At 39.1% G+C, this 25,827-nt stretch carries 30 protein-coding genes; 5 read left to right on the forward strand and 25 right to left on the reverse strand.

Annotation, left to right across the window (positions count from 1 at the left end):
* Nucleotides 1–75 precede the first annotated feature (75 nt).
* The 18 genes from MFF31_RS04080 to MFF31_RS04165 form a co-directional block, all read right to left on the reverse strand.
* Nucleotides 76–234, reverse strand: coding sequence for a hypothetical protein (locus tag MFF31_RS04080; protein WP_238186837.1), 159 nt, complete (start codon nucleotides 232–234; stop codon nucleotides 76–78).
* Nucleotides 235–305: 71 nt separating this feature from the next.
* Nucleotides 306–464, reverse strand: coding sequence for a hypothetical protein (locus MFF31_RS04085; RefSeq protein ID WP_238186838.1), 159 nt, complete (start codon nucleotides 462–464; stop codon nucleotides 306–308).
* Between the two features lie 71 nt (nucleotides 465–535).
* Nucleotides 536–694, reverse strand: a complete 159-nt coding sequence (locus MFF31_RS04090) for a hypothetical protein (RefSeq protein ID WP_238186839.1) — start codon at nucleotides 692–694, stop codon at nucleotides 536–538.
* 46 nt (nucleotides 695–740) lie between these two features.
* On the reverse strand, nucleotides 741–2,873 hold the full coding sequence (locus tag MFF31_RS04095; protein WP_238186840.1) for a peptidase domain-containing ABC transporter: 2,133 nt from the start codon (nucleotides 2,871–2,873) through the stop codon (nucleotides 741–743).
* Between the two features lie 13 nt (nucleotides 2,874–2,886).
* Nucleotides 2,887–6,048: a type 2 lanthipeptide synthetase LanM family protein gene (locus MFF31_RS04100; protein ID WP_238186841.1), complete on the reverse strand. Its 3,162-nt coding sequence runs from the start codon at nucleotides 6,046–6,048 to the stop codon at nucleotides 2,887–2,889.
* A 128-nt stretch (nucleotides 6,049–6,176) separates the two neighbouring features.
* The gene (locus MFF31_RS04105) at nucleotides 6,177–6,356 is read right to left on the reverse strand and encodes a plantaricin C family lantibiotic (RefSeq protein ID WP_238186842.1); all 180 of its coding nucleotides are present in this window, start codon (nucleotides 6,354–6,356) and stop codon (nucleotides 6,177–6,179) included.
* A 272-nt stretch (nucleotides 6,357–6,628) separates the two neighbouring features.
* The gene (locus MFF31_RS04110; protein WP_238186843.1) at nucleotides 6,629–7,384 is read right to left on the reverse strand and encodes an SDR family oxidoreductase; all 756 of its coding nucleotides are present in this window, start codon (nucleotides 7,382–7,384) and stop codon (nucleotides 6,629–6,631) included.
* Between the two features lie 319 nt (nucleotides 7,385–7,703).
* Nucleotides 7,704–8,315, reverse strand: a complete 612-nt coding sequence (locus tag MFF31_RS04115; RefSeq protein WP_238186844.1) for an acetylglutamate kinase — start codon at nucleotides 8,313–8,315, stop codon at nucleotides 7,704–7,706.
* A 145-nt stretch (nucleotides 8,316–8,460) separates the two neighbouring features.
* Nucleotides 8,461–8,712: a DUF6953 family protein gene (locus tag MFF31_RS04120; RefSeq protein ID WP_238186845.1), complete on the reverse strand. Its 252-nt coding sequence runs from the start codon at nucleotides 8,710–8,712 to the stop codon at nucleotides 8,461–8,463.
* Complete coding sequence (locus MFF31_RS04125; protein WP_238186846.1) at nucleotides 8,709–9,446, reverse strand: ATP-binding cassette domain-containing protein; 738 nt, start codon at nucleotides 9,444–9,446, stop codon at nucleotides 8,709–8,711. Before MFF31_RS04125 ends, MFF31_RS04120 begins: the two co-directional genes overlap by 4 nt.
* A complete protein-coding gene (locus MFF31_RS04130; protein WP_238186847.1) occupies nucleotides 9,443–10,243 on the reverse strand; it encodes a hypothetical protein in 801 nt (266 codons plus the stop codon). Before MFF31_RS04130 ends, MFF31_RS04125 begins: the two co-directional genes overlap by 4 nt.
* Complete coding sequence (locus MFF31_RS04135) at nucleotides 10,236–10,787, reverse strand: RNA polymerase sigma factor (protein WP_238186848.1); 552 nt, start codon at nucleotides 10,785–10,787, stop codon at nucleotides 10,236–10,238. Before MFF31_RS04135 ends, MFF31_RS04130 begins: the two co-directional genes overlap by 8 nt.
* A gap of 25 nt (nucleotides 10,788–10,812) precedes the next feature.
* Nucleotides 10,813–11,490, reverse strand: a complete 678-nt coding sequence (locus MFF31_RS04140) for a hypothetical protein (protein ID WP_238186849.1) — start codon at nucleotides 11,488–11,490, stop codon at nucleotides 10,813–10,815.
* Nucleotides 11,487–13,595, reverse strand: coding sequence for an ABC transporter permease (locus MFF31_RS04145; RefSeq protein WP_238186850.1), 2,109 nt, complete (start codon nucleotides 13,593–13,595; stop codon nucleotides 11,487–11,489). Before MFF31_RS04145 ends, MFF31_RS04140 begins: the two co-directional genes overlap by 4 nt.
* Nucleotides 13,592–14,467 (reverse strand): ABC transporter ATP-binding protein, encoded by an 876-nt coding sequence (locus MFF31_RS04150; protein ID WP_238186851.1) that lies wholly within the window; start codon nucleotides 14,465–14,467, stop codon nucleotides 13,592–13,594. The genes MFF31_RS04145 and MFF31_RS04150 overlap by 4 nt, the downstream gene beginning before the upstream one ends.
* 198 nt (nucleotides 14,468–14,665) lie before the next feature.
* Nucleotides 14,666–15,331, reverse strand: a complete 666-nt coding sequence (locus MFF31_RS04155) for a FusB/FusC family EF-G-binding protein (protein ID WP_238186852.1) — start codon at nucleotides 15,329–15,331, stop codon at nucleotides 14,666–14,668.
* 315 nt (nucleotides 15,332–15,646) lie between these two features.
* Entirely contained in the window at nucleotides 15,647–16,375 is a 729-nt protein-coding gene (locus MFF31_RS04160) for an NAD-dependent protein deacylase (RefSeq protein WP_238186853.1), read from the reverse strand.
* A 29-nt stretch (nucleotides 16,376–16,404) separates the two neighbouring features.
* Nucleotides 16,405–16,725, reverse strand: a complete 321-nt coding sequence (locus MFF31_RS04165; protein WP_238186854.1) for a MerR family transcriptional regulator — start codon at nucleotides 16,723–16,725, stop codon at nucleotides 16,405–16,407.
* Nucleotides 16,726–16,884: 159 nt separating this feature from the next.
* On the opposite strand from MFF31_RS04165, the gene MFF31_RS04170 reads away from it, so the two are divergent.
* Both MFF31_RS04170 and MFF31_RS04175 read left to right on the forward strand, forming a co-directional pair.
* Entirely contained in the window at nucleotides 16,885–17,109 is a 225-nt protein-coding gene (locus tag MFF31_RS04170; RefSeq protein WP_238186855.1) for a tautomerase family protein, read from the forward strand.
* 44 nt (nucleotides 17,110–17,153) lie between these two features.
* The gene (locus MFF31_RS04175) at nucleotides 17,154–17,885 is read left to right on the forward strand and encodes an MFS transporter (RefSeq protein WP_238186856.1); all 732 of its coding nucleotides are present in this window, start codon (nucleotides 17,154–17,156) and stop codon (nucleotides 17,883–17,885) included.
* 54 nt (nucleotides 17,886–17,939) lie between these two features.
* Here the strand turns inward: MFF31_RS04175 and MFF31_RS04180 are convergent, their stop codons facing one another.
* The gene (locus MFF31_RS04180) at nucleotides 17,940–18,695 is read right to left on the reverse strand and encodes an MBL fold metallo-hydrolase (protein WP_238186857.1); all 756 of its coding nucleotides are present in this window, start codon (nucleotides 18,693–18,695) and stop codon (nucleotides 17,940–17,942) included.
* A gap of 134 nt (nucleotides 18,696–18,829) precedes the next feature.
* Between MFF31_RS04180 and MFF31_RS04185 the strand changes: the two genes are divergently transcribed.
* From MFF31_RS04185 to MFF31_RS04195, 3 genes are all read left to right on the forward strand, one after another.
* Nucleotides 18,830–19,261, forward strand: coding sequence for an Lrp/AsnC family transcriptional regulator (locus tag MFF31_RS04185; protein WP_238186858.1), 432 nt, complete (start codon nucleotides 18,830–18,832; stop codon nucleotides 19,259–19,261).
* Nucleotides 19,262–19,291: 30 nt separating this feature from the next.
* Nucleotides 19,292–19,522 (forward strand): hypothetical protein, encoded by a 231-nt coding sequence (locus tag MFF31_RS04190; protein ID WP_238186859.1) that lies wholly within the window; start codon nucleotides 19,292–19,294, stop codon nucleotides 19,520–19,522.
* A 375-nt stretch (nucleotides 19,523–19,897) separates the two neighbouring features.
* The gene (locus MFF31_RS04195) at nucleotides 19,898–20,056 is read left to right on the forward strand and encodes a GNAT family N-acetyltransferase (RefSeq protein WP_238186860.1); all 159 of its coding nucleotides are present in this window, start codon (nucleotides 19,898–19,900) and stop codon (nucleotides 20,054–20,056) included.
* Nucleotides 20,057–20,123: 67 nt separating this feature from the next.
* Here MFF31_RS04195 and sigJ read toward each other — a convergent pair whose 3' ends face one another.
* From sigJ to MFF31_RS04225, 6 genes are all read right to left on the reverse strand, one after another.
* Complete coding sequence (gene sigJ, locus MFF31_RS04200) at nucleotides 20,124–20,987, reverse strand: RNA polymerase sigma factor SigJ (protein WP_238186861.1); 864 nt, start codon at nucleotides 20,985–20,987, stop codon at nucleotides 20,124–20,126.
* Between the two features lie 37 nt (nucleotides 20,988–21,024).
* Nucleotides 21,025–22,209 carry an NAD(P)/FAD-dependent oxidoreductase gene (locus MFF31_RS04205; protein ID WP_238186862.1) on the reverse strand — a complete coding sequence of 395 codons (1,185 nt, stop codon included), beginning with the start codon at nucleotides 22,207–22,209 and terminating at the stop codon, nucleotides 21,025–21,027.
* Between the two features lie 89 nt (nucleotides 22,210–22,298).
* On the reverse strand, nucleotides 22,299–22,952 hold the full coding sequence (locus MFF31_RS04210; RefSeq protein ID WP_238188484.1) for a M48 family metallopeptidase: 654 nt from the start codon (nucleotides 22,950–22,952) through the stop codon (nucleotides 22,299–22,301).
* Between the two features lie 97 nt (nucleotides 22,953–23,049).
* The gene (locus tag MFF31_RS04215; RefSeq protein WP_238186863.1) at nucleotides 23,050–23,526 is read right to left on the reverse strand and encodes a GCN5 family acetyltransferase; all 477 of its coding nucleotides are present in this window, start codon (nucleotides 23,524–23,526) and stop codon (nucleotides 23,050–23,052) included.
* 34 nt (nucleotides 23,527–23,560) lie between these two features.
* Nucleotides 23,561–24,622 carry an RluA family pseudouridine synthase gene (locus tag MFF31_RS04220; RefSeq protein ID WP_375541270.1) on the reverse strand — a complete coding sequence of 354 codons (1,062 nt, stop codon included), beginning with the start codon at nucleotides 24,620–24,622 and terminating at the stop codon, nucleotides 23,561–23,563.
* Between the two features lie 151 nt (nucleotides 24,623–24,773).
* Complete coding sequence (locus MFF31_RS04225; RefSeq protein WP_238186864.1) at nucleotides 24,774–25,823, reverse strand: M42 family metallopeptidase; 1,050 nt, start codon at nucleotides 25,821–25,823, stop codon at nucleotides 24,774–24,776.
* Nucleotides 25,824–25,827 lie beyond the last annotated feature (4 nt).

Consider the following 25,827-nt stretch of genomic DNA (forward strand, 5'->3'; position numbering starts at 1 on the left):
ATTAAAAAGGTGCATCGGATGCACCTTTTCTAACCGTTCTAATGTATTAGTTCAACGTTTAATGATTTAGATGAATTAGCCGTTGCAAGGACTTACAATTGAAGCACAGCGTGTTGTTGGGCATGCTGCCAAAGAAATTGGAATAATAATCGTCCAACGCTCATCAGCACCACCTACTAAACTTTTCAATTCTTGCTCTGACATTTCCTCAAGTGCTACAAAATTCTTTTTCATTTTTATTCCTCCTCAAGTTTTTTTGTATATAAAGAATATGTATTGGCGTACATATCCTTTAAAACCAATTATTAACCGTTACAAGAACTTACGATTGATGCACAGCGTGTTGTTGGGCATGCTGCCAAAGAAATTGGAATAATAATCGTCCAGCGCTCTTCAGCACCACCTACTAAACTTTTCAATTCTTGCTCTGACATTTCCTCAAGTGCTACAAAATTCTTTTTCATTTTTGTTCCTCCTCAAGTTTTTTTGTATATAAAGAATATGTATTGGCGTACATATCCTTTAAAACCAACTATTAACCGTTACAAGGACTTACGATTGACGCACAGCGTGTTGTTGGGCATGCTGCCAAAGAAATTGGAATAATAATCGTCCAACGCTCTTCAGCACCACCTACTAAACTTTTCAATTCTTGCTCTGACATTTCCTCAAGTGCTACAAAATTCTTTTTCATTTTTATCACCTCCTTAATAGAATCTACTCCTTACAAAATGAGTCAATTAAGCGGTACTCGCCATTGATTTCTTTTTCAATGGGACTAATTTTCCATTTTGTAATTCATAAACTGATTCATTTTCATTGATAGAATCAGTCCGATGTGTGATGGATATAACGGTTATTTCTCTAGCATATATTTTGCTGAGAATTTCTCTTTCCGTTGCCTTGTCCAAGTTGCTTGTACCCTCGTCAATTAACAATATTTGCGGATTTTTTGCTAACACTCTAGCGATTGCAATTCGTTGCCTTTGTCCTCCTGAGAGACTTATGCCATTTTCGCCAATAATGGTATCGTATCCCATTGGCAATTTGATAATCTCCTCGTGAATGCATGCATCCTTTGCAGCCTGTATAGCATCTTCTCTTGTAATAGCTCCATTAAAATATTTAATATTGTTAAGTACTGTGTCATTAAATAAACTTACATCCTGTACGATAATTCCTATGTTTTGTCTTAGTTGTTTCATGTTCATGTCACTTAACTTATTGGCACCGTAATAGATATGTCCATCTGTAGGTTGATATAAACCAGATAGTATTTTAAATAATGTAGACTTTCCACTTCCTGTTTTTCCTACTAAAGAGATTTTTTCATTCGGATTTATTGTTAGATTTATACCATTCAAAATGTCGTTTTGGCTCTCATAACTGAATGTGATGTTTTCAAGCTTAATAGCTTCTTTTTTAGGATCAAAATCATATCCTCTTTCATCATTCATCTGTTCTTCTTCTTCTTCTAATACAGATTCCACTCGATCAACCATCTCTTCTACAAACTTGACCGACTCTAGACTGCCAATGATTGATCCTAATGGCATCATAAAGCGACCCGCAATAGTAGAGAAAGCAACAATTGCTCCAAGGGTAAGACCTGAATCTACGCCTATTCCTACACCTATTAATAGAATTAATAGAGGTAGTGACATATTAATAGAATTTGAAACACCGCCTAGTATAGAACTGACGTTCATTCTGTTAGAAAAATGTCCAATTTGCCGATCGAACAACTCATTTAGTTGATTTTCAATCGTTTTTGTATCTCCAACCGTCTTAATAAATGTGATTGAACGAAGCATTTCTACCATTTGGCTTTGAAAAAGTGATTGGCTATTTACTTCTTGTTTCGTATACATTTCTATCTTTGGAATTAACCACTTTGTTACAACAATTTGTACGAGAGCACCTATAAATACAATTGAAGATAACAACGGTGAGTAATACAACATGACAATACAGAAAACGACCAACAAACTAATATCCAAAATAAAGGTTGATGCTAGTCTTGAAATAATTTCACGTATAACTGAAATGTTGTTGATCCTAGTAGCTATATCACCTGAAGAATTAATTTCGAAAAATTTGATCGGCAGAGAAAATAGCTTTCTGACAAACTGATTTGTTAAGCTTTTGTTCAATCTCACTTGTAGCGTTATAATCAATTTCATCCTTAATATAGATAGGGCATACAATATGAAAATTGAAGCAACCACCATTAGAAGCAAAGATGTGTATGGGATCGCTTTACCATTGCCAGTCATAAAGGAGTCAACTATATACTGCGTTAAAAATGGTGTAAGTAAGCTTATTCCTTGGAAAATGAACGAGAAGAATATTATTGTATATAGAAGTTTCCTCTCTTGAAGCATATATTTTCCGATTTTTTTAGTTAACCCAATTTCCTTTAGCTGCTTAATTTTTTGCTCGTCCTGCTGCTCAAACTTGCTCTTTTTTAAATCAATAACTACCCCGCTGAAGGATTCTTGAAAGGTTTTTATATCAAGAGCAATTCTTCCAGCTGCTGGATCAATAATGGTCGCTGTACCTCCTTTCACTCCTTCTAAAATAACGAAGTGATTATTGGTCCAATGAATCATTAATGGAAACTCGAGATCACTTGCTTCGGTTACGTCATTAATTTTGTACCCTTTTAACGCGTATCCATATTCCTCCGAAAGATCCCTTAAATACTTTAGATCCGTTCCTTCTCTTCCTATTAAGCCTTTATCGCCTTTAAGTTTATTAATATTTACTCGAATACCCTCGGTATGACTCATAATCATTGCAAGGCATGCAAGCCCGCAATCGTATTTGCTCTTTTGCAAAATAATAGGTATTTGCTTTTTGCTTAAACGCATCTCATACACCTTCTCATTGTATATTTCCAAATTTTACATTAAGTATGTTTGGAATACGTTCGTCACAAGCAAAGAGAATTCCGTAGATGATACCGGCCATTCCAACCATTAAATTAGGTGTCTCCACATCTTTACCAACACCACATTTAAAGCCTTCATGTTTAGCTTTTTCAATACTTTCCATCAACAGATTTTGCCCAATTCGAATGTATTCGGCATCACCCATCTCCCGTCCATATTCTATCAAGATGACCGCATTCCCTATATCACCGTGACAAAGACTATGTTCTCTGCCAAATCCGTCATAAAACATATTGTTTAAAGCTTGTTGCAAATCAGATTTTGCTTGCTCAGACACATCAGTATCGTCCGATCGAAGTAGCTCTAGTCTACTTAATAGAATGCCTGGAGCTCCGTGACACCATGCTGAAGTAGAAGACTCTTTAATCGGCTTTCTATAATCGACCCAGTTATTTTCTATCATGCTATTATTCTCGAAGTTCATTCCTTGACGAATAATTTCCGTTATATCGTCTCTCTTGGTGTATTTATTTAGTAGAGATAGTGCAAATATAATTCCGGCGTTACCATGTGAAAATCCTGTTAACGGTTTTTGGGCAATCCCTATCCATGACATTTCATTCGGGTTCACTTGCATAACATTATTAATAATATGTTGGCCACATAGCTCTGCAATTTCCAAAAACAGAGGATCCTGATCTTGTTCATAGCTCCGCATTAAAACGCTTATAGCACCAGCAGATCCGCCTATAATGTCATATTCTTTATCATGTTTAAGCAGCTTCGGAATAAGCAATGCTACCTGTTTGGCTTGTTCTTTATATTTCTCGATGTTGGTGTACTGGTGAAATATCATTAATGTGTAAACAATTGATGCTACACCTGTAAATGCCCCAACTGAAATATAACTTTCATTTGAATCATTTATTTCCACATTAACAAATCTTGATGTAATATCCTCTATCAGATCCTGAGCGATTTCAAGATACTTAGTATTTTCAGTTGCAATCCAAAGAGACAAATAGGTTATAGCCATTCCTGACAGCCCATCATAAAGAGTATCGCCCATTGCCGCAATATTCCATTGTATTTCCTCTACTCCAACCGGTGTTGAGTTTAACCAGCAGTAATTCGTTCGATTATCTGCCTTACCCTTGAATGCTTGAGAATAAATATATTCGGCTAATTCTTCAGCCTTTTCCATCAAAATAGGTTGCAACTGAAAATTATCTGTATACATCTCTGGCATTTTTGGAGCAAAATGTTTAAGAACCTCTTGACGGTCATCTTGTGTTGCATGCATGCATAATTCAATAATATTTAGTTGAAATTCAAGATCAGTTGGACTTAATTGATCTATTTTATCTAATACAGTCTGAATAGGACTTTTCTTAAAATAATTATTAATAAGCTTATTTCTGGAAGTTTGTAAGTTTCTTGATTTGACTTCAATTTTAAAATACGGGATATCACTATTGAGCAAATCATAAAATTCATGTTTGGCTAGAGGGGCATATTGCTCATTGTGCTTTGCTTCTTCCCAAATTTTAGCCAAAAACAATTCTCTATCCATTGAGTTATGCAAAAAACGAGGATGATAACTGAGTTCCAAAAATGATGAGTATCTTGCTGTGGGTTTAGGAATGAATCTTACATATAGTTTATTCGTATTATCTTGAATAAAATTCACTATTGGGGTTGTATGTTGCTGTATAGTCTCATATGTTTTTGTGAATCCATCTTTAATATTTGTTACATAATCACGTGCATTAACAAAATTACCATTAAGTTTTGGATGGTTAGTTGAACCTTCCATCATGATATATTCTCTTTCTACCTTCATATCATCTGCAAGTTGATTTCTAATTTGAGGAATTTTCATAAAGGACTTCACTTCTCCTTTACGACCAATTCCACTAACATCAACTTTACCTTCACCGAAGAAAAATGGAAGTAACCCTAGCGATCTCACTGATAACCCTAACTTCTTCTCTGCTTGGACGAATGCATCTTCCTTTGTTCTCTCGTCTAAACTTTCATAAGGTACGTGAATGAGCGACTCTAAGTCAATTAGGACGGGGTGACTGCCATGTGCAATAATATTTTCCGAGTGAAAGTCAACAGCATTCAAAACATATAACAATGCAATTTGACAGCCAACTCTCGTGTAAAATTGTTTTATATCTTCATGCTCGCTGCATTCCTCATAACAAATGAATTCAGCCCAACCGTAATTATCTTTATTCAATACTTTCGGTGCAATTGTTATATATTTCTCATCTTTCATTTGTTTATTTATATATGCTGTAATATCGTAGTACAGTTGATCAATACTGAGATCACGAGGTTTATACATTAAAGTCGTTCCATTAACTTTTATTTTGGAAACTTTTCGCCCATCAGAATGTGCATCACCTAGTCCAAGTTCTACTTCATCGATTTTAGTGTCTATGCTTCCCAGTTGAAGAAACAGATTAATTTCTCCCTTATCTTTTTCAAATCTATATAGTAATTCAACAATGAATTTTTTTGTTTTTCTCATGTCGTTTGCTATTATTCTTAGCAAACTCGGATATTGGCTAAAAAATTTATCTATATAAACACTGTTATCTAACAGCACTTCATTATAATACTGATACTTTTCTTCTTTTGTATCCCCTGCCAAACTGCCATTTTCTCTGTTTACATTTAAGTCTAATACTAGCGTTCGATAAGAAATTTTCAGAACCTGTTTTTGAAATTGTATTGCAAGATCACTTAAAAATTGCTTTTCATTTCTAAGGCAACATTTAACCTTTGTATATGACTTTGACTGTTCAAGTAAAGAGATAAAATATGTAGATACTTTTAAGGCAAATGTATGGAACATAATGTTTTTCATGCGATACTTATGATCAATTTCCATTGATGCAATGTCGTCTTTTATTTTCCTGTACATAACAATTTTAGCTGACGATTTAACTTCATTTGTATCATATAACTGATGCACATCATCCAAGGAATCGATGCTTAAAATACGCTTCATACTTTCCTCTGCTAATGCTAAATCACCTTTATATACTAACTGTAGGTTTCTATCCAAAAAGGTTTGATTTGTTTTAACACCAGACATTCTTTTTTCTTTACTCGTTAACACATTTGTTATATTATTCATTAATAAGTTCACTCCTCAATCCACTTATTATTCTATATCCGGGAGAAAAGACGGCCATCTTTTCTCCCAACGGACATAGACGACTGCTATAACGGATGATTAAGACCAGTTGTCTATCAAATCAAGTTTTAGCACCAGAAACAAGTTAGAGTAGGACATACGCTGCACTCCCAAGTTAGTGTGCAATATTTTCCGTCGTTACCTTGTGAGATGCCTCTTTGTTCTGCTCCACCGCTTACTGCTTGTAGAGAGATTTCTTTCATTTCTTCTGTAAAATCTCCAGCCATCGAATATAATCTTTCTTCCATTTTGTTCACCTCCTTTTCTTAACTTAATCATAATCCACAAAATGTCATCCGTCAGCGAAAAGGTATGTTCGGAATACCGCATTCCTTTTTGTGGAATACCGCAATATTTTGCTATTTGTCTACCAATGTACAACAACTGACTCGTCTCACTTTACTTTTCTTCCATAACACAAAAAAACCAGTACCATCATGGCACTGGGTTTCAATTTACGGATATTGTACTCTTTTTGCAGAGTTCTCATTTCAGGAGCCGCTTTTTTGTTTTGCTTCCTTTAGCCCCGATGAAACCCGCCCTCGGAATGAATAATCTGTCCCGTTATCCAGCTTGCTTCATCACTTGCAAGGAATGCCACTACACGAGCTGCATCTTCTGGAGCGCCAATACGCCCCGTTGGAAACTTCGACAATAAATTGTTTCTTATCTCATCCGTCATCCAGTTGGAATCTGTTGGACCAGGGTTTAATGCGTTTACCGTTATCCCTAATTGTGCCAGCTCTGCTGATAATGATTGGCTAAATGCAGAAATAGCACCTTTTGTTGCTACATAAGCTAGGTTTCCAGGCATCGGACCTAATTCCTGACCAGATGTTAAATTAATGATGCGACCCCACGATAGCTTCAATTGTTTAAAGCGACGAGCAAATTCTACACAAATGAGAGAGGTTGCTCTTACATTCACAAAGTAATGATCATCCAATGTCTCTGCATCTAAGTCCATATAATCTGAATCTATCGAGTGGGCTGCACAGTTAATTAGAATGGTTGGGAAACCTAGTTTCTCGATTACCGCATCTAGTAACGTTAATTGGACATCACGTTCTGATAAATCTATAGATATGCCTACTGAACGAACGCCAGACTCCATTAATTCTTTTTGAAATGTATCTACCCAATCAGAATTTGACTGCCAGCATGTAAAAAATATATCGACACCTTGAGACGCTAATTTGCGGCAAACAGCAGCAGCAATTCCTCGATCATTGCTTGCTCCAGTAACGACAGCAATTTTATTCGGCAATTGAACCATAAAACATTCCCCCTGTTAATGGAGTGCTGTAGTTGAAGTTTTTCGAGATGTTGTATTCCCATTTGAAACAAAAAGCGGATACACAGGGGTATCCGCTTAGTAATGGGTTTAAAAACTCCACTCCACGCATTCCTTGTATGATAATAAATAGATACACTACTCCCATACACATGAATGGAAATAGCTTGTTATCCACTTAATTAATCATTACAAAGTTATCCGCATGTGAAATTTAAATTCCCCTTCCATTACATCTCTCATCTCATCATATATGCCGTACCATTCACTTTCAAGCCCACAATTTCATTATATTTGATTTTTACATAGTAAATAAAGCAGGGAACTGTTGAATGATACCATTAGTCATCATATCCGCCATCTCTAATGCTTGTATCTCGATCTCATCACTTAAAGCAATATTTTCATCATAATTTCCTGCTAATCGGGTAGCAGCCTCGTCCGTAGTCAGCTTAAGATGCTCATAAAGCATCCTCTGCCATTCTTCTCTTGACCAAAAGGGATTTATTTGGTGCAAAAAGAGCGCAAGAGCATCCGCATTAGCATACCATCGTTTCTTGGCATCTGCTGCTGCTGCAGTATGTCCATCCCGCAATGCTGTGACCAGCTCAGCGGCAATCGTTAAATGCTCCGTAAACAAGGTGGCGAATTTATGAGCAATGTCCGCACCATATAAGGGCTGCAATAGTGACGCAAAGTCTGTCGGATTCCTCAGAAGTCTTGCTGTCGTTTGCTTTTCATCTGGAAGTCGTCCCACGATACTATTTATCGTTAGTCTAGTCCAGAAGACATGCTGTTCCCACAAGGTGCGCAGCTTCTGATTTAATGCTACTTTTGAAGAAGACCATATAGTCGGGCTACTCTGCCTTACGTAATAGTAATAATAGTGATAGGGATTTACACTATACATCATTACTTTGCACGCTCCTCTTGTTCATATATGAACAGTCTATAGGCGAATAGCTTGTAATGTGCCTTTAAGGAGTGAGCCAACGTACAATTACATTTTTGCAAACAAAAAGCGGCTGCTCGAACCTTCTCAAGCACCGCCCTTTTAATCATCCCTTTATTGCCGAAGTCCATCCCCAGAAAAATGCATCTCGATCCCATGCCGCTTTGCCGCCATGCAACTTCTTAAACGCTTTTTTGACCTCTTTATCGATCGAAGTATGCCCTGCATCGTTAACGTAAATATATTGCTCCCCGTAATGACTCTTAATATGCTGAACGGCAGCTTCTTGGTATAACATGCCGGCATTCCTAAGCTCGTTAAACATCCATTTTGCAATTTCATTTACTGTTTCGCTCATTGCTTTTCCTCCTGTTCCTTTTGGATAGTTACCATGATATTATCGATCCTATCCACTCCACCATAATAACATAGTTGCCCATCTTCAATATGCAATAGACGATCTTGGTCGGATTGTTCAATCTCTTCGATCAGATGTGTGCTTATTATAACAATGCTGTGGAAGGAAAGCTTCTGAATAGCTCGTCTAAAATATTGCTTTTCTCGATTATCGAGTCCTTCATATGGCTCGTCCAATATACATAGTAGCGGCTGATTTAGGAGCGCCTGTATTAACCCAATCTTTTGTAGCTGTCCCCCAGAAAGGGTTCCCAGCTTCTTTCGTTTCAGCTCATAAAGCCCGCTTCTATTCAGCCATTCCTCGACCATATGCTTCATATGATTTCTCGGAATTCCTTTGTGCAATGCCATATAGGTTAAATATCGTTCAATGCTCATATCTGAATACCCAGTAAAACGCTGTGGCATAAATCCGATCGTCTTCCTTACTTCCTCGATACTTAACTGCTTTCGATACGTTCCTACATCGGCTTCTTTCATTAGTCTTGTATACGTAATACTGCCAGTACTCGGCTTAATCGCTGTAGCAATGAGCTTTAAGAGAGTACTTTTTCCTCCTCCGTTGCTTCCAATCACATACGTTATGCCGGCGCTGAGTGAACATGACACATCGGATATTCTTTTCTCATTTTTATCCGAATAGTTTACGTTAGTAATGCTGATTCTGAGACTCATGCTACATCCCTCTTCAAACCCTTTTTGAATAATAGACTGCTCAGCATTAGGTAAGATAATCCAAATAACCCTAGACTCATACCTACCCACTGTTCGTGCTCCGGCAACTGAAACAGTGAAAAAGCACGTCCTTGGTCTAACAGAAATTGACTAAACCAAATGAACAGCGCAATCATAATTCCTCCCCGAGATCCGAACCATATCGCACTTATAAACCCCACAACTCCAAAAAAGAACAAAGGAGCGAAAGCAGCCAGAACATTTAAAACTGAGCTTTCCTGACCTAGAATAAAGAAGGATAGCGGCAATGCTATTGCAACTTGAAACGTTATAATGATAACAAATCTGGCGAACATCTGATGCAGCAATGGATAATAGCTAAGCATTTCTATGATATCGTTTCCTTTATTCCTCGAACGGAAAGCATACCACATCACGACAACCATCAGGAGCGACATCCACTTCATCCAGACCAATAAACCAGTCATTTCATTATCAACACTTACGTGAATGATAACGGTTAACAGTAGCATGACAATGCCGCTTAGCAACCAGCTTCTAGTACCTTGCATATTCCATTGTGATAAAAATAAGTTAACGACTTTGGATGAGGTAGATTGATCCGCTTGTATAGCCTCCAGCTGGGATCTTGGATCAATCAACTCGGTAACCTCTCTCTCTCTAATCCTCGCTAGCAATTGAAAGGACTGCTCCCTTGTTGGCTCGGGGGACGTATAACGGTCAAAGCGAGTTTTCCATTCTTTTTCCAAACGTGTAAGCTCCTGATCCTCATTCATTTGCCCCCGCTCCTTTCCGATCATCTTCTCTTATGATACTCTCCAAATATTTTAACCCGCGCGAAATTCGGACTTTAACTGTATGGATTGGAATATCCAGTGTGAGCGCAATTTCCGCATATTTCAAATCTTGATAGAAACGTAGAAAGAGAACTGAACGATATTCGAAAGATAATTGATTTAGAGAGTCGATCATCCACTTCCGCTCAAGCTGATGGTCGATAATATGATGGATATGTCCAAGCTCTTCCATGTTATGGTCTGTGGACATCTCTTTCTGCGTAGAGGACTTCTTCCAGTAGTCTCTGCAGCAGTTAGTTGCTATTTTGTACATCCATGGTTTGAACTGTTCTGGGATAAACCCCTTTTTTCCTTGCTGATATATTTTGAAAAAGGTTTCCTGTACAATGTCTTCTGCCAGTTTCTCATCCTGCAACAATCGGTAGGTATAGCCATACAAAAGTTTGTGATAGCGGAAAACAAGCGTATCCAGCGCCGAGTCGTTCCCATACGACAGCTGGTTTATATAATGTTCGTCTTGCATTTCCGCACCTCCATCCTGTCCTCGTCTAATCACGTTCAATCTGCCTTATTGCTATCACCCATAATATTACGCCTAGACTCATATAAAATAATCGGTTATACAAAATCCATTCGTTCGGCGGAGCAAATAGTCCATTTCCACCGCTTAACTCTTCGAAAACGATAGGTAAATGCAATAAAGATATACTGGCATGGTGCCATAAAGCATCTCCATCTAGGAATAAAATCCAAATAACCAGTCCGGCAAACAATCCTCCAAGAGAATGTCTGCCGATTATAGTGGCGAGAACGACGATTCCAGCCATACCCACATAGATTGGAATCGAGAATAGGAGAGCCTTCCCAACAAAGCCGCCAGCAAATAGGGTTAACACAATTGTGATAGCGGCTAACAAACCTATAAAAAGAAGCAAAGACAACACTATTCGCTCGACAACAAGCTTCCACCTGGCAATAGGATACGTCAGTAATTGCACATAACATTTCGAATCAAAGTCGATGGAGAAGCACCATTGTACAATGAATACGAAGAAGAGTAATGCCGCTTTTTCATAAAATACCGAAGTAAAGGATGCGATACTGTGAGATAAAAAAGTGTAACTAACGTATGCAACGATCGGGAACAGCAGCATAAGAATGATAGTCGAAGCAGAAGTTAACCATAGCTTAAGCCAAAGCTTAAGCCTAATCGAAAATCCGCTCATAGTGTCCTCTTTCCTTCATACGTTAGAAGTGCCGTCTCCAAGCTAAACTCTAATTTATTTACCAGTCCTGAGTACTCTTTATACAAATATTTGACCGCTTGCCGGAAGTCCTCATCGCCCATCTCATCGTACCGATTTATCAAATCTATTCGGAACCCTACTAATGAGCGTTTCTCTGATGACAATTGTTTGTCGTACCAGTCTCCGAATTCCTGATATTCCGTTTCAACTCCCATATGCTTCATCAGTTCCCATGTCAACGCATGTTGCAAAATATCTGCGTCCTCTCCCATCGATGGATTTTCTGGGAATAGATCATCTAGCTGATAAGCCATGACCGACGGATCTACATATTTAAGATCATAATAGTCCCAAGCAATAAACGCTACGCTGGGTGTATTCACCGTCATTCGGCTATAGTAGTTATCCATCATATAAATTACATCTGGTTTCATCGGCATTTCTAGCCAATCTTCTAAGTGGGTCCATTGCTTCATATATATTCCCGCAGTCTTTCGGGCACCCTTTAGCACTTCTGGATGACCAACAATTCTAGTTCCGTTAACCTGAACCTCTTCCAAGTTTCCACCGATTAGAGACAGCCCATACTCCGAAGTCCCCACATAAGAACCATCAGCCGATTGCGGTATAGTCAAAGCTATCGGTACATCAGAAACCTCATCCATTAGCCGAACGACATACGAGGTTGGAAAGTCCTCCCCCAACCCCCCATTGATGAGCCTATACTTTACGTACCTCGGATCTTCTTGTACTCCTGCCAAGCTCCGTTTCCCTATTAACGGATACCAGCCAGCCTCTTTTGGAAGGTAGATCCGATCAGCTTCAACAAAGGAATGCTGCTGGAGCCCGTCAGCCCGATATTGCTGTACTTTCCCTTCATAATTCAGTTTCAGTTGGAGACGTTCATTGGGTTTCAATTCGTCTTCTAACTGGATATGAATCCAATCCTTTTCCCTTTCGCATGTCATCTGCATATCGCTAGAGCAAGCAGAAATTTGAAGTTGATGATGTAGCGTAAGCGATAAATCTTTTGTCGGCTTGTCACCATGATAGGTGATCGATAACTCGTTTTGAACGTTAATAATATTTTCAGATGGGAACCCTACATTTAAAACAGAATGATCTAATGAAAAGGGGTATTTCGGACGGTCAGTCAAATTTCTATAAAAAGAGAACCCTTCTTCATCGCTCGGAACGTACGTGTTAATGGTGTCGATATATTGTTCAAGTGCTTTGTCATAGGACGAATACCGAATTCCGCTCACGATAAGAACAGGAACCAACAGAATAATAATTGGAGTGACCAACATTTTTCTCTCGAAATTTAGTATGCGATGGGAGCGAAACAATAATATCGCTGCAATCATAACAATCATACTAACCAAAAAAACACCGAGCTGATGTATGATAGCGTCAGCGAACACATCATTGATTCCCCATATGCTTTTGTAAGGAGTAGCAATAAACATAGAGTCATAAGGTGTTAATAGATTTAACCTTGGATTAACGAAGGCGAAGCCATAGCTATTCACCTGTGACAAAAATGCGATTCCAAGCAAAGCGATAATGCACATATACGCCATCATATTTTTGATTAACACACCGAACAAAAATCCGAAAGATACAAGCAAAAAGATTGCACCTTCCATTTGGAGAAATACATAAAAAAGATGTCTCGTCCATTCTTCCCAGCCCATACTGCCGCGTACAAACCATATACCTTGAATGAGCAATGTGATGATGGTAAAACAGAGCCCGTACGTCTGCATGACCAGCCATTTCCCGGTTATCCAATGCGTATTTTCCACCCGATAGGTGATTACAACATGTTCAAACTCGCTATCTCGGTCTTTGCTAGCCATATAGACAGACATTAAACCTGCTAACAACAGAATCAGCATCATAATCCATTGAAAGTTATTGTAGTAAGCAGACGCAATTTCTTCATAATGAATAGACTGACTCTCGTACGAAAAGATAACATACCCAAAACAAATCAATTGGAGCACAAAAGGAAGGGTTGCATAAGGATTCCGGAGTAGTTGCCGCACTTCATTTCGATAAATAAGTCCGATCTTATTCAAGCCGTCACCCCCTGAATGACCGCCATATATCCGTCTTCAATCGTAGGCTGCACAGCCACAGCATTTGTATGAGGAAGAGTTGCTGCAACAACGCGGAAGATCGCATCGTTCATCTCCCTCCTGCTGGAAATAATGACGTATTCCTTCTCTATCTTGTCGTACTCGGAGTAAGGGACTTGGAACTCCCATATTAGACCTCTCGCTTTGTCAGTCAGTCCAGCAGTAGTTCCTTGGTACATCACATTTCCCCTATTAAGTACAGCCACCTTCTCACAACTGGATTCGATGTCGCTAATGATGTGGGTAGAGAGAATGATCGTGTAATCTTTGCTCAACCTCTCGATCACATTACGGAAGCGGATTCGTTCAGACGGATCAAGCCCCGCTGTCGGCTCATCCAAAATGATGAATTGAGGATTGCCTAGCAGTGCTTGTGCGATGCCCAGCCTTCTTGTCATTCCACCCGAATAACCTTTTATTTTCTTATCCGCATGTGGAAGCAGATTAACTTCGTCCAGCAGACGTTCCACTTGCTTGGATCTCTCCTGTCGATTCGTTAACCCCTTCATCGACCCCACATAATGCAGAAACTCTCTGCCTGTAAATGATGTTGGCGCATGGAAATGTTGCGGTAAATAGCCAAGCAGCGTTCGAACCTTGTCCCCTTCTAGAGCCAAGTCATAATTATAGATGTTTACTTTGCCGTCTTGATAAGGGAGGATGGTGCTCAAAATTTTCATCAACGTCGACTTGCCAGCGCCGTTTGGTCCAAGGAGACCGAATAGTCCTTTTTCGATTTGAAGATTAATATTCGTTAAAGCCGGAACTTTACGATATGTTTTATGTAGACCTTCAATTTGTATCGTATTCATCTTCATCTCTCCTCATTGCTCTATTAACCATAACACGAGCAAGCGGAGCGAATTGTTACATTCTGTGAAAATTAAAAAAACTCAAGCACATCAGCGACTTGAGCTTCAATGTTTTATAACTTTGAACAATTGTTGTTACCTAAGCTCCATGAAAAGCCAAAAGAACAGCTCATCACGAGCTGTCCTTTTGATTTTATACTACAAATATCGATCACCTGTAACAGCGTGGAGAAATGTTTCCAACGCGGCAACATTCGTTATATTCTTGTTACAAGTTTCACTATTCACGCATACATAGTTGCCAATTGCTTTATAGTAATCAGGTGATGCATTGGCTGGTTTAAACTTCGTTACCGCCGTATATAATGCAACTTCTTCATGCCGATTGCATAGGAAGCATACACTTTTTTTGCTTACCAGTGTAAATCTCCCTTCCGTTCCGACAAGTCGATCATTCAGATGATAAATGATATATTTTCTATTTGTCGCAATGTCATTCCACCCTAAATAGGTCACATAACGATAATCAATAGCAGCTAGGTTGGGAGCCTTCAGCTTTTTCACTTTTGGAAACAGTTTCTTAAGCTGCATTTCCGTTACGGGTTTAAACATCTCGACATGTTGTTCCAGAGAATTTAAATAATGCTGGAATTCCTCAGCCTTCGTTAACGTTGAAACCTGCTCTACCATTTGCTTTTGAACATCCATTGCATCATGAAATGTTTCTAAAATTCTTGTCTGTACACTATGCCTCACTGCTTCTACAACCTTTCGGTCAGCAACGGTGTTACAAGTGTTCTGCAATTGATTAGCGAGCTTCTTAATTAAATTATATTGATGGTTTCTAATGAATGGTTTGGTCATAGCTTCTCAGCTCCTTTTTATTATTGGAAAAATAAACAAGGTAGAGAGCCATTATTAGAAACGATAGAAGCTATATCGGGCGACAATGTAATGTTATGTTGTCCACCCCATGCAAAGTATCGCCCCTATATCAGGCTCTGCATGAGTCGTTACTTATTCTGACAAACTGATTTGCCATTGCTACCGACCTCCCCTTTTCCTATCTTTTTCATTATAAAATAAATCCAAGTATGGGTACATATTATAATCATTTATTACCGTTCGTGTGAAAAATAAAAAGCACCTCATTCATTGAGAGGCACTTTTTATTTTTTTCTACTGCGATTTGATTTTATTTAACGCAACGTTAATATCATCGTGAATAACATAATTAAATAGACGGTCATAGCGAGTAGGCTCTTTATTGATTATAACTTTTACAATTTTAGTTGCATGTTGAACGTAGCTTGGAATATCGCTTACAGGATATACATTTAATGAAGTGCCTAGCGTCAAAAATAAGTCCGACTCCACCGTTTTCTCATACGCTTTCTCCATATGTTTCACCATCCCGCCGAACAACACAACATCCGGCTTTAGAATGATTGAATCATTGTGACATCTAGGAATTTCCTCTCTAAGCACATCATCTAGTGAATATTGTTGATGGCAGTGTGGACAAAATGCTTGTTCGATAGTGCCGTGCAGCTCGAACACATCTTTGCTCCCTGCCTTTCGATGCAGCCCATCCACATTTTGTGTGAGAATGGTCACTTCTTTTCCTTGCTCTTCTAATTCTTTTAAGAAACTATGCCCGAAGTTAGGTTCGTATTGATGGGTTAATTTAATTTTAAATATTTCTTTATAATATTTCCAAAACAAATCCGGATCTCTTTGGAATTGTCGTTCGGATAACACCGATTCCACATCAATATGGTTGTCATACAATCCGTTCCTTGATCGGAAGTCGGGAATTCCGCTTGCTGTACTAATTCCCGCTCCTGTTAAAACGGTTATTTTCTTCGCCTTGTTTATCGCAGATGCGATCTCCAAATACGTATCCACATGCTTCACCGCCCCACTATTGAAATCATTTATGAACGTTTCGCTAATTTAGCAAATGCCTCATTAATGATCTTCATTCTGTCTTCGACCTTCTTGGCCGCCGCATCGAGTGTATAGCCATCATCCAATAGCTCCTTGATGAGTAGAATTTTTTTCACATTTAAGTAATCGTATTTCCGAGTGGTACCTTCTGCTTCCTTCGTAGAACTTATAATCCCTTTTTCTTCCCAATAACGAATCTGCCTAGTCGGAACTGTAGTAATCTCCGCTACTTCACCGATACCAACAACTAATTTAGTGATCAAATCAACATCTAACAATACGTTTTTTAGCTCTTCATTTGAACTCATGTCATCACCTTTACCGAGTATGTCTCATGATGCCATTTTACTACAATTGCACGTAAGTTACAACAAACAGATACTTATTGACATCCTTTGTAATTTAGTTACAATTAACGTTATGAGGTTGCATTAACCTTCATCATTTAGCCCAAGGGAGATGTTCGTATGCCAATTATTAATGTTGACAGTTGGGAAGGATTTAGTGCCGAGCAAAAAGCGCAATGGATTCAGGAATTAACCGCTGTTACAGTAAACCTGTTTAACTTGCCTCCAGACAAAGTTCTCGTTATTTTGAGAGAAACTCCGCTAACAAATTGGGGGCAAGCTGGAGCAATTGCAACAGATCCTGATTTTCTTAACAAAAGCCGGATAACAGAAGCATCGAGTTAAACAGTCAAACTGGGCTCCACCACGAACACACAATAACAGCCATTTTGACGTGTTGCGGTCTAGCAGTTGTATCAGCCCTATATGTTTCCATTCCTTTAGTTCCTGTATTTGTAACATCGTTCCATGCTACACCTGCACAAGCTTCTTGGGTCAGCAGCTCCTTTTCATTAGCTTATGCGCTTGGGTTTCTTTTCAGTGGAGCCCTTTCCAATAGGCTTGGTAGCAAACAAACGATGCTATACGGATTAATTGCATTGTTCATTATTACTCCCCTACTTGGACTCGTTCACAGTCTACCTTGGATAATCGCATTACGAACGATTCAAGGACTTGCAGCTTCTACATTTGCACCGGCGGTTCTTACCTACATCGTAGAAATATACCCAGTTGAAAAAAGAGTATCTGCAATCGGTTTTGTTAGTACAGGTTTCCTTCTGGCAGGCATCGTGGGGCAAGTATTCATCGGGATCATTGCCGAAAATGCTGGCTGGCAGTACGTATTTTATACTCTTGGTGGCATTTATTTTATATTTGCTCTATTGCTCTGGAGAATGGTGGCGAGAGACAATGTTCCTCAGAGGCAAGCTGCTGCAATTGCAATTCCTAAGCAGATGTTTACTATATTTTTTATACCTTCATTGCGATATTGTTATGTTGTGACAGTTACTCTTCTCCTGTCTTTTGTAGCGTTGTATGTGTCTTTAGGACATTATTTACTCCATCCACCCTTTGAGCTAAACAATAACCAGACTTCTTGGTTCATTAACGTTAAATAATGGAGGGCGGAAAGACCACATTTCACAGTGATCTTTCCACCCTTGCTCTTTATCTTAAAAGGCGATTGTTTCCCCATCCTCAGGTACAATTACATTAACAGTGAGTGCCTTATCTTCGATAAAGTCTTTTAATTCGTTTCTGGTTAAAGAGCAATGATTCACAGCTTCCATATGGGCAACAACAATTATAGCGTCAGGTGCTTCCTTATATGTCCGATAGATGTCCTCTTTGTTCATCGTAATGGGATCTCCTTGCAGAAACTGAGCCGCACCTCCATTTACAACGATTACTTCCGGCTCATGCTCTTCGATTGCCGCTTCTACATCCTCACACCAGATCGTATCACCTGCTATATAAAGCTTCTTTTCATCCGGATGTTTAAAAACAACACCCGATACTTCTCCCATAATAAGTCCAATTTCGCCTTTCCCATGTTGTCCGCTTGTTTGACTAAGACTAATATTATCTATAGTAGAAACTTGTCTTAGCGTTTGTACATTGCTGAAACCCTTTTCTCTAATGGATTTTGCATCCGTATCCGACTGGGAAATGACGAGTATATCTTTAGGTAGAGCTTCTATAGCCGTCGTATCAAAATGATCCAAGTGTAAGTGAGTTACAATAACTGCATCTACCTCTATAATTTCATTAATTGGAGCTGGCAAATGAACAGTAGGATTGCCAACTTGATTAGCAGTGTTAGGGAAAGAAGCATACGTTCCTTTTGGCGCTAGGAAAGGATCTACCAGAAATGTTTTATCCCCATAATTAATAACCAAAGTTGCATTCCGAATTAGTCTAATCCTCATCATCATTACCCCTTAATAGAAATTAGAATCTATTCATAACCTCCATTTATTATAATATTTGAAAATAAATATCAACTTACATATAATCAAGAGATTAGGGTAAAAGAATTGAATGATGAAAGAAGTGATTCCAGTTGCTCGATCAAACCGATAGAAAAATCGTAGAGGAACTTAAGAAGAACGCACGGATTTCAATGAAAGAACTTGGAGAAAAAGTTCATATGACGGGACAGGCAACTACTAATCGCGTGCTTAGGTTAGAAGAGAAAGAAATTATTAAAGGTTATACCACCCTCTTGGATCATAATAAACTAGGGTATGTTGTCCATGCTTTTATTACTATTTTTATGCATGACTTTAACCATAAATCTTTTCTTTTGTTTACGGAGAAGCAGGGCCAATTTATTGTGCATAATTTCAAGATTAGCGGTGATGGATGTTATTTAATAGAAGCGAGGTTTCCTTCTAACGAAGAGCTCGATACCTTTTTAAATGAGTTAAACCAAATAGCTAATTATAAATTGTCTCTTGTTATCAACGATTTGACCGTTAAAAGTAGCCATTAAGTTATTACATGATTCATAGAGGAGCGTAGAATGATGTTTTCGATTCGTCCATCCAAAGCCGTGTCAGTCTTGATTATGATTGTTGCAGCTTTACTCGGGATATTGGGGTTAGTATCGATACCAACAGGCGTTGGATTATTTAAATTAATATGGGCAATTATCACTTTTGGAATAGCTATTCTTCATGGTGCCAATGTCTTTAGTAAAAATGGTATCTCATTTGGTGAAATCAACAGGAAACCTCGAAGGAAATTAAAATAAGCGATTTATTCAATTGTTACTCACTAGCGTGCGCAGCATTCTCCCATCTCTAAACCATATGAATATATAATTGTTCAAGCGGTATAGTTACTCAGTTTCCCACCTCTAATATTTGAGAAGTTGTCTATAATATCTTGTGTGTTGTACTGTTCGCTCATTAGCATAATCACATAATTGAAAATATAAGTACTCTTATTATTGTTAAATCAGATCACACTATATAAAAATATACTATAAAAAGAACGAACTCATTGGAAGTCTCTTACGTTTGAAATTGGTTATTGGGTGTGTACGTCCTTCGGCAAACAAGTCTATATGTCAGAAGCGGTCGAAACCATTACGAACTATGCTATTCGAGAACTATAAGCTTCACGTATGGAAATTCGTTGTGACTCTCGCAATAGTCAAAGTTATCGGGTTGCTGAACGTGCAGGCTTCGTATTGGAAGGTATTCTTCGTAATGAGAGATGTGATGACGAAGGCTTTTTAAGAGATACGATGGTATTTTCTAAAGTGCGTGGTGTTGAGTTTTAATATTCCATTTATATCCATATAAACGATCCAAAACACAAAAAAGAGGGGTTCAGCAATCCCCCTAACTCTACAAATGCCTCATTTTATCCGGATTTCTCATGAAGTATATATTGCGAATTACATTCCCATCGGCATGCAAGAGTGCAATCGTTTCTATACGTTCTCCTGATCGGAAAACAACGCCCGCTTGACCATTTATATTCATTATGGCAACTTTCAAGCCTTCATTTGTTGCCTCGGTGTGAGTTTTACGAAATAGACCGAGTAGGAAACGTGCGACGTGAATAGATGTTTCGATAGGACGAACTGCAGCATGCGCCTTCCCCCCTCCATCTGATACCAATACAACATCTTTGGCTAGCATCGAAACAATCGCATCCACATTGTCCTCTTCAAGAGCAGCCATAAATCGATACACCCACTGCTCGCTTGATGTATCGGGATGGATTGGCTGATCGACCTCAATCCCCATCTTCCCCCTCGCGCGACTGTTCAGCTTACGGCAATTCGCCTCACTTTTCCCAATCAACTGGGCGATATCATCATATTCAAAGCTAAGCGCTTCACGAAGTACGAATACTGCCCTTTCTGCAGGGGACAGCTTCTCCAGCAGTACGAGCATAGCGTAAGACAACAGCTCACCGCGAGCAACGGATTCAAACAATTCATCATTTGCAGTAACGATTGGCTCTGGAAGCCATTCTCCAAAATATTGCACTCGACGCTTACGTGCGGATTGAAGTAAATCCAAGCAATGATTAGTAACCACCTTGCATAAATATGCCTTTGGCTGAGCCAAACTCTCCAGATCTATATCATACACCTTCAAAAAAACATCCTGTACAGCATCTTCCGCATCCGAGTTTGAGCCAGTTAGTTGATAAGCAAGTGTAAACAGCAATCCTTTATATTGCTCATATAGCTTTTGCACCGTACCACCTCCATTCTTCGTTTATCGTACTATTTTATTATTTTATTAGACTTGCTATATCCCAAGTCCATTTTCTTAACCGCCAACCAAGCTTTCCTGTAAATATAACGTCTAATCCCCATTTATGAGTCCACACAAGACCCTGCTCCGGCCCTAGTCCAAAGCAGAAAAAATCCATAAACCTCTTATGCGTTGGAGCAGGATTACCTGTAAGATCGGCTAACACAATGTTCCCAAGTCTCGCAGCTTGAGCAGATGCTTCCTTACATGTCATCCCGTCCACAAGTCCGCTTGCTGGATCTACAATTCGAGCACAGTCACCTATACTATATAAACTATGTGCGCCTTGAACGCGATAACTTGCATCTACAAGTACAAAGCCGTCATCATTAACGGGCAATCCAATGCTGCGTAACATTGGATTCGGCAATAGACCAAGTGTCCAAATACAAAGACCAACTGGTATGGTCTTGTCACCGAGCAGTGTTACTATTCCATTTTTCTCCTTGAGCACCTTGCTATCATGCACAACAGTAACTCCATGGGTCGCAAGTATATGCGCAAGCTTATCCCCTAGCTTCGTTGGCCCTTCAGTAAATAACCGCTTATTCATATTAAATAAAATGATTTTCACCGCATTCGGGTCAAGTCCCAATTGCTTTGCTTCTTCTCGTACAAAGTGAGCTAACTCCGCTGAAGTTTCTATGCCACTTATTCCTGCTCCTGTAACGGCAATCGTCATTAATCTTTGACGTTCATGTACACTTCTCTCCTTAACAACCCTCACCAAATTCGCTCGCCACATCTCATGGATAATCGAAGCAGCATGAATATTCGTCAATGCCACTCCACCTTGTTCGGCGGTCGTTTGCCGCACGACGCTGCCAACAGCTACAACGAGAATATCGTATGTTAGCGTACTCTCATTGCCTTTAGCATCCTGACAAAGCAGCCTTTTCTTATCCGAATCAATTTGTGTTACTGTCGCTTGAACGAACTCAACCCCAGAAGGAAAAAATTCCATTAAAGGGATAGTAATGTTTTGTGTGATTGCTGCAGGCTTGAATAGAAGCACCTTGCGTGTATGATATAGGTTTTTGTCAATTAGAATAAGCCGAAGCGTTCGTCCACTTCTCTCGTTCTGCAATGTCTTTTTTATTTCTTTCACCGCATTAATGCCTGCATAACCTGCACCAACGACGATACATGTAAGTTGCTCCATAATAGTCACTCCTTTTTCGTTTGCTCATAAAACGAAATAAGGAATCTCTTTGTGACATCAATGGAAGTTTATTTAAAATGATTCCTGTTTTAAAGCGTCATATTTTGCCCATACGTTGCTAGAAACTGTTCCTTTTCTTTATAATCCGGCATAATGCTTCCTACTCGTCTCCAAAACGAACGGTCGTGATTCATATGCGTCAGATGGCACAACTCATGAATAATGACATAATCGATAACCTCAATCGGAGCCATTGCTAAGCGATAATTAAACGTTAACTTTTTGTCTGAGCTGCAGCTTCCCCACTTCGTTCTAGACTCTTCCACTTCAAATGACTTGGCTTTAACTTTTAACTGCTGCTGATATATTTTTATTCGTTCACCGACTACCTTTTTACAACTTAAGAAATAAAACTTTTTCAGCTTCGCTTTAAGTTCTTCTTCATCCAAATCTGTTGTATCTATCAGCTCGTGGAGCAAATAATAGCCGCCTAGATGTAGAAACTTCCCTTCATCCTCATAATCTCTTGTTTTGGGAGGTTCCCCAGCTTCCTTTATAACACGCAATTGCTCCAATAGCTTTTTCCCATGTCGCTGCACAGCACTCATTATGATTTCTGCACTGGTGTTGTTAGGAGCTTTGACAGTAATGTGACCTACAGAATCCATTTTGATCGAAATCTTTTTCCCATTTCCATAGAGGACATTAAAATCTATCGTTTCGTTTTCAACTTGTACCTTCATCATCATCGTTCCTATCCATCGATATATTAAAGAAGGACATACCATCTTTACGACGGCACGCCCTACGGATTACTCCATAACCATTATTGTAGATTTATTATTGGTAGGTCATCCACGCTGTAGTGCCCAATACCTCAAAATCTTGTTTAAACCAGAAATTTTGCGATTTATCAATCGAGTATACGTACATCCGTTTGTTCGGATATTTAGCTTTCAGCCATTTCATGAAAAAGGCTGCATTGCCTTTGCCTTCATATTCCTTCAATATATCTAACGCTTCAATAAAGATATAGTCGGTTCTGTTTTTGATATCAATAATGAAATCTCTTTGCATATATTTTTCATCACTTTTGAAATAATCCTTTTCCGCCTTAAGGATTAACTGATTACCGTTACTATACTCCCAAATAACTGCGTAACCAACCATCATGTCATCATTTTCAATAAGATATATATTTTCGGGCAATTCAGAAGCGTCTTTTTGGCTAAGCTCGCCAGAATGATATCCCGAGCTCAATTCACCTAATACTTTTTGCATGTCTTCATTAAAAGGTTTTGCTGTAATTGCAGGCATTGTGTAACTCCTTTTTGCCGTTCATGTTAAGTTACTATTTGCGATCGTTCGTACGGAATGGGTTCAAAAATAACTTTGGAATATCCGTTTCAAAACGCATAATTTTACCCGTTGTTGGATGTTCAAAAGCTAGTACTCGTGCATGAAGCCCAAGCCTGCCAATAATTCGTGATTTCGATCCGTACTTTTTGTCCCCGACTATTGGATGACCGATGTCCTCCATATGAACACGAATTTGATTTTTTCTGCCTGTTTCCAGTATAACTTCAAGCAAAGTAAATGCTTTATTTGTCTGAATCGTTTTGTAATGTGTCACAGCATGCAAACCATCATTTGCACGCGAGCTGGAATACATCTTCATCGTGCTACTTTCTCTAAGCCAAGAAGTAATCGTTCCTTCGGACTTCCTAACCCAGCCTTCAACTAGGGCAACATAGGAACGCTCCTTTACCGATTCTTGCCATGTCGTCTGAAGCTGCTGCTGTACTTTCTCGCTTTTTGCGAACAACATCACTCCAGATGTATCTCGGTCTAGGCGATGAACGATAAATATTCTAGCATTGGAATCTTTTGTTCTCACATGAGTCATTAGCTGACGGTAAGCTGTTACTTCCTTTTCTGTATCCGATGCAACTGATAATAAACCTGCTTCTTTACGAATAACAATAATGTCTGCATCCTCATGCAGAATATTTAATCCGACAAGCGGCTGTTCTTCCACAACTCGATCCATCCGAATCGATACAGTTTGTCCAGCTTCAAGAGGGAAATTGTAAGCTTTCACTACTCGGTCATTAACCGAAACTTGGCCTCGGGCTAAGATTGACTTCACCGAGTTACGTCCAAGATCGGATCGCTTGAGCAGCAAAAAGACCAACAATTCGTTTGGCTCACTTACAACATATTGACTCGCATTTGGCCGTGGTGTTTGAGAACGTGCAGTGTTTGAACGTGTAGTATTCGATCTGGTCGAATTAGATTTTGACGAGCTAGATCTTGTTGAAGCAGCTGCTGACGAACTTGCTTTTTGTCTATTAGAACGTGGTGCATTAGCGCTCATTGGTTTCAGTGAACTACGTTTCTTGTTCTTTTGCATGTGTAATGCCTCCTGCTTGGATCGATCAGAGAAAATCGTTTTATATTTCCGTCTTCCTCATCGTATGTCTCACTATATCATAGCACGGCTATTATCCCAACGAAGATAACAAAATACGGGTTTATCCGCTGCTATAGTTATTTTTAAATTGTTATTCCATTATATAGGAAATCAAAAGAGCAGCTGTATTTACAACAGCATCCGCATGTGTACGTTCCATACCATGTGAAGCATGTACACCGGGACCTAATAATGCAGCACGGATGTTACTTCCGCCACGAAGTGCAGCTGATGCATCTGAACCATAATTCGGGTAAATGTCTACTGCATAAGGCATTTCTTCACGTTTTGCTAGTTCAATGAGCTTGGAGGTCATAGCATAATCATATGGACCAGACGAGTCCTTCGCACAGATGGAGACATCTCTTTCTGTTGCAGACAAGTCATCTCCAATTGCACCCATATCCACCGCTAGCAACTCTGTTATATCTTCAGGAATATATGCGCAGCCATGACCTACCTCTTCATATGTAGAGATTAGCAGCTTGATCGTGTAAGTTGGGGCTTTACCTTCTCTTTTCAACCACTCAAGTAAACCAAGCAACGCCGCTACACTTGCTTTATCATCCAAATGACGTGACTTCACCCAGCCATTCGGTAAAATGCGAGTACGAGGATCCCACGAAATGAAATCACCTACCGAAATCCCAAGTTTCTCTGTTTCTTCTTTTGTTGCTACGAGCTCGTCAATACGGATTTCCATATTGGCTTCTTCACGTTTAAAATCGCGAGCATCATTATAGACATGAACAGAAGGGCGACTGGAAAGGACAGTACCCTCATACTTGCGACCATCACGAGTATGTATGAGACAATATTCACCCTCAACTGTCTGCATCGCATATCCACCAATAGGCGTGAAACGAATCATACCACTTGATTTAATCGAACGAACCATAGCACCAAGGGTATCTACATGAGCAGATATACCAATGACCTTTCCTGATTTCTGACCAGGTATAACAATGATACCTGTCCCTTTTGGCGTCTGTTCCATCGAGTAGCCAAGCTTTTCAACTTCGTTTCTCAAATAGTTCATAATATCCATACAAAATCCACTAGGGCTTGGTATACTTAGAAGTTCATTTAATTGCGTTATCATATAATCTTTATTTAACTGTGGTTTTAAAGGTGTAGACATAGTC

The organism is Paenibacillus sp. L3-i20 (genome assembly GCF_022180385.2).
Lineage (GTDB): Bacteria > Bacillota > Bacilli > Paenibacillales > Paenibacillaceae > Pristimantibacillus.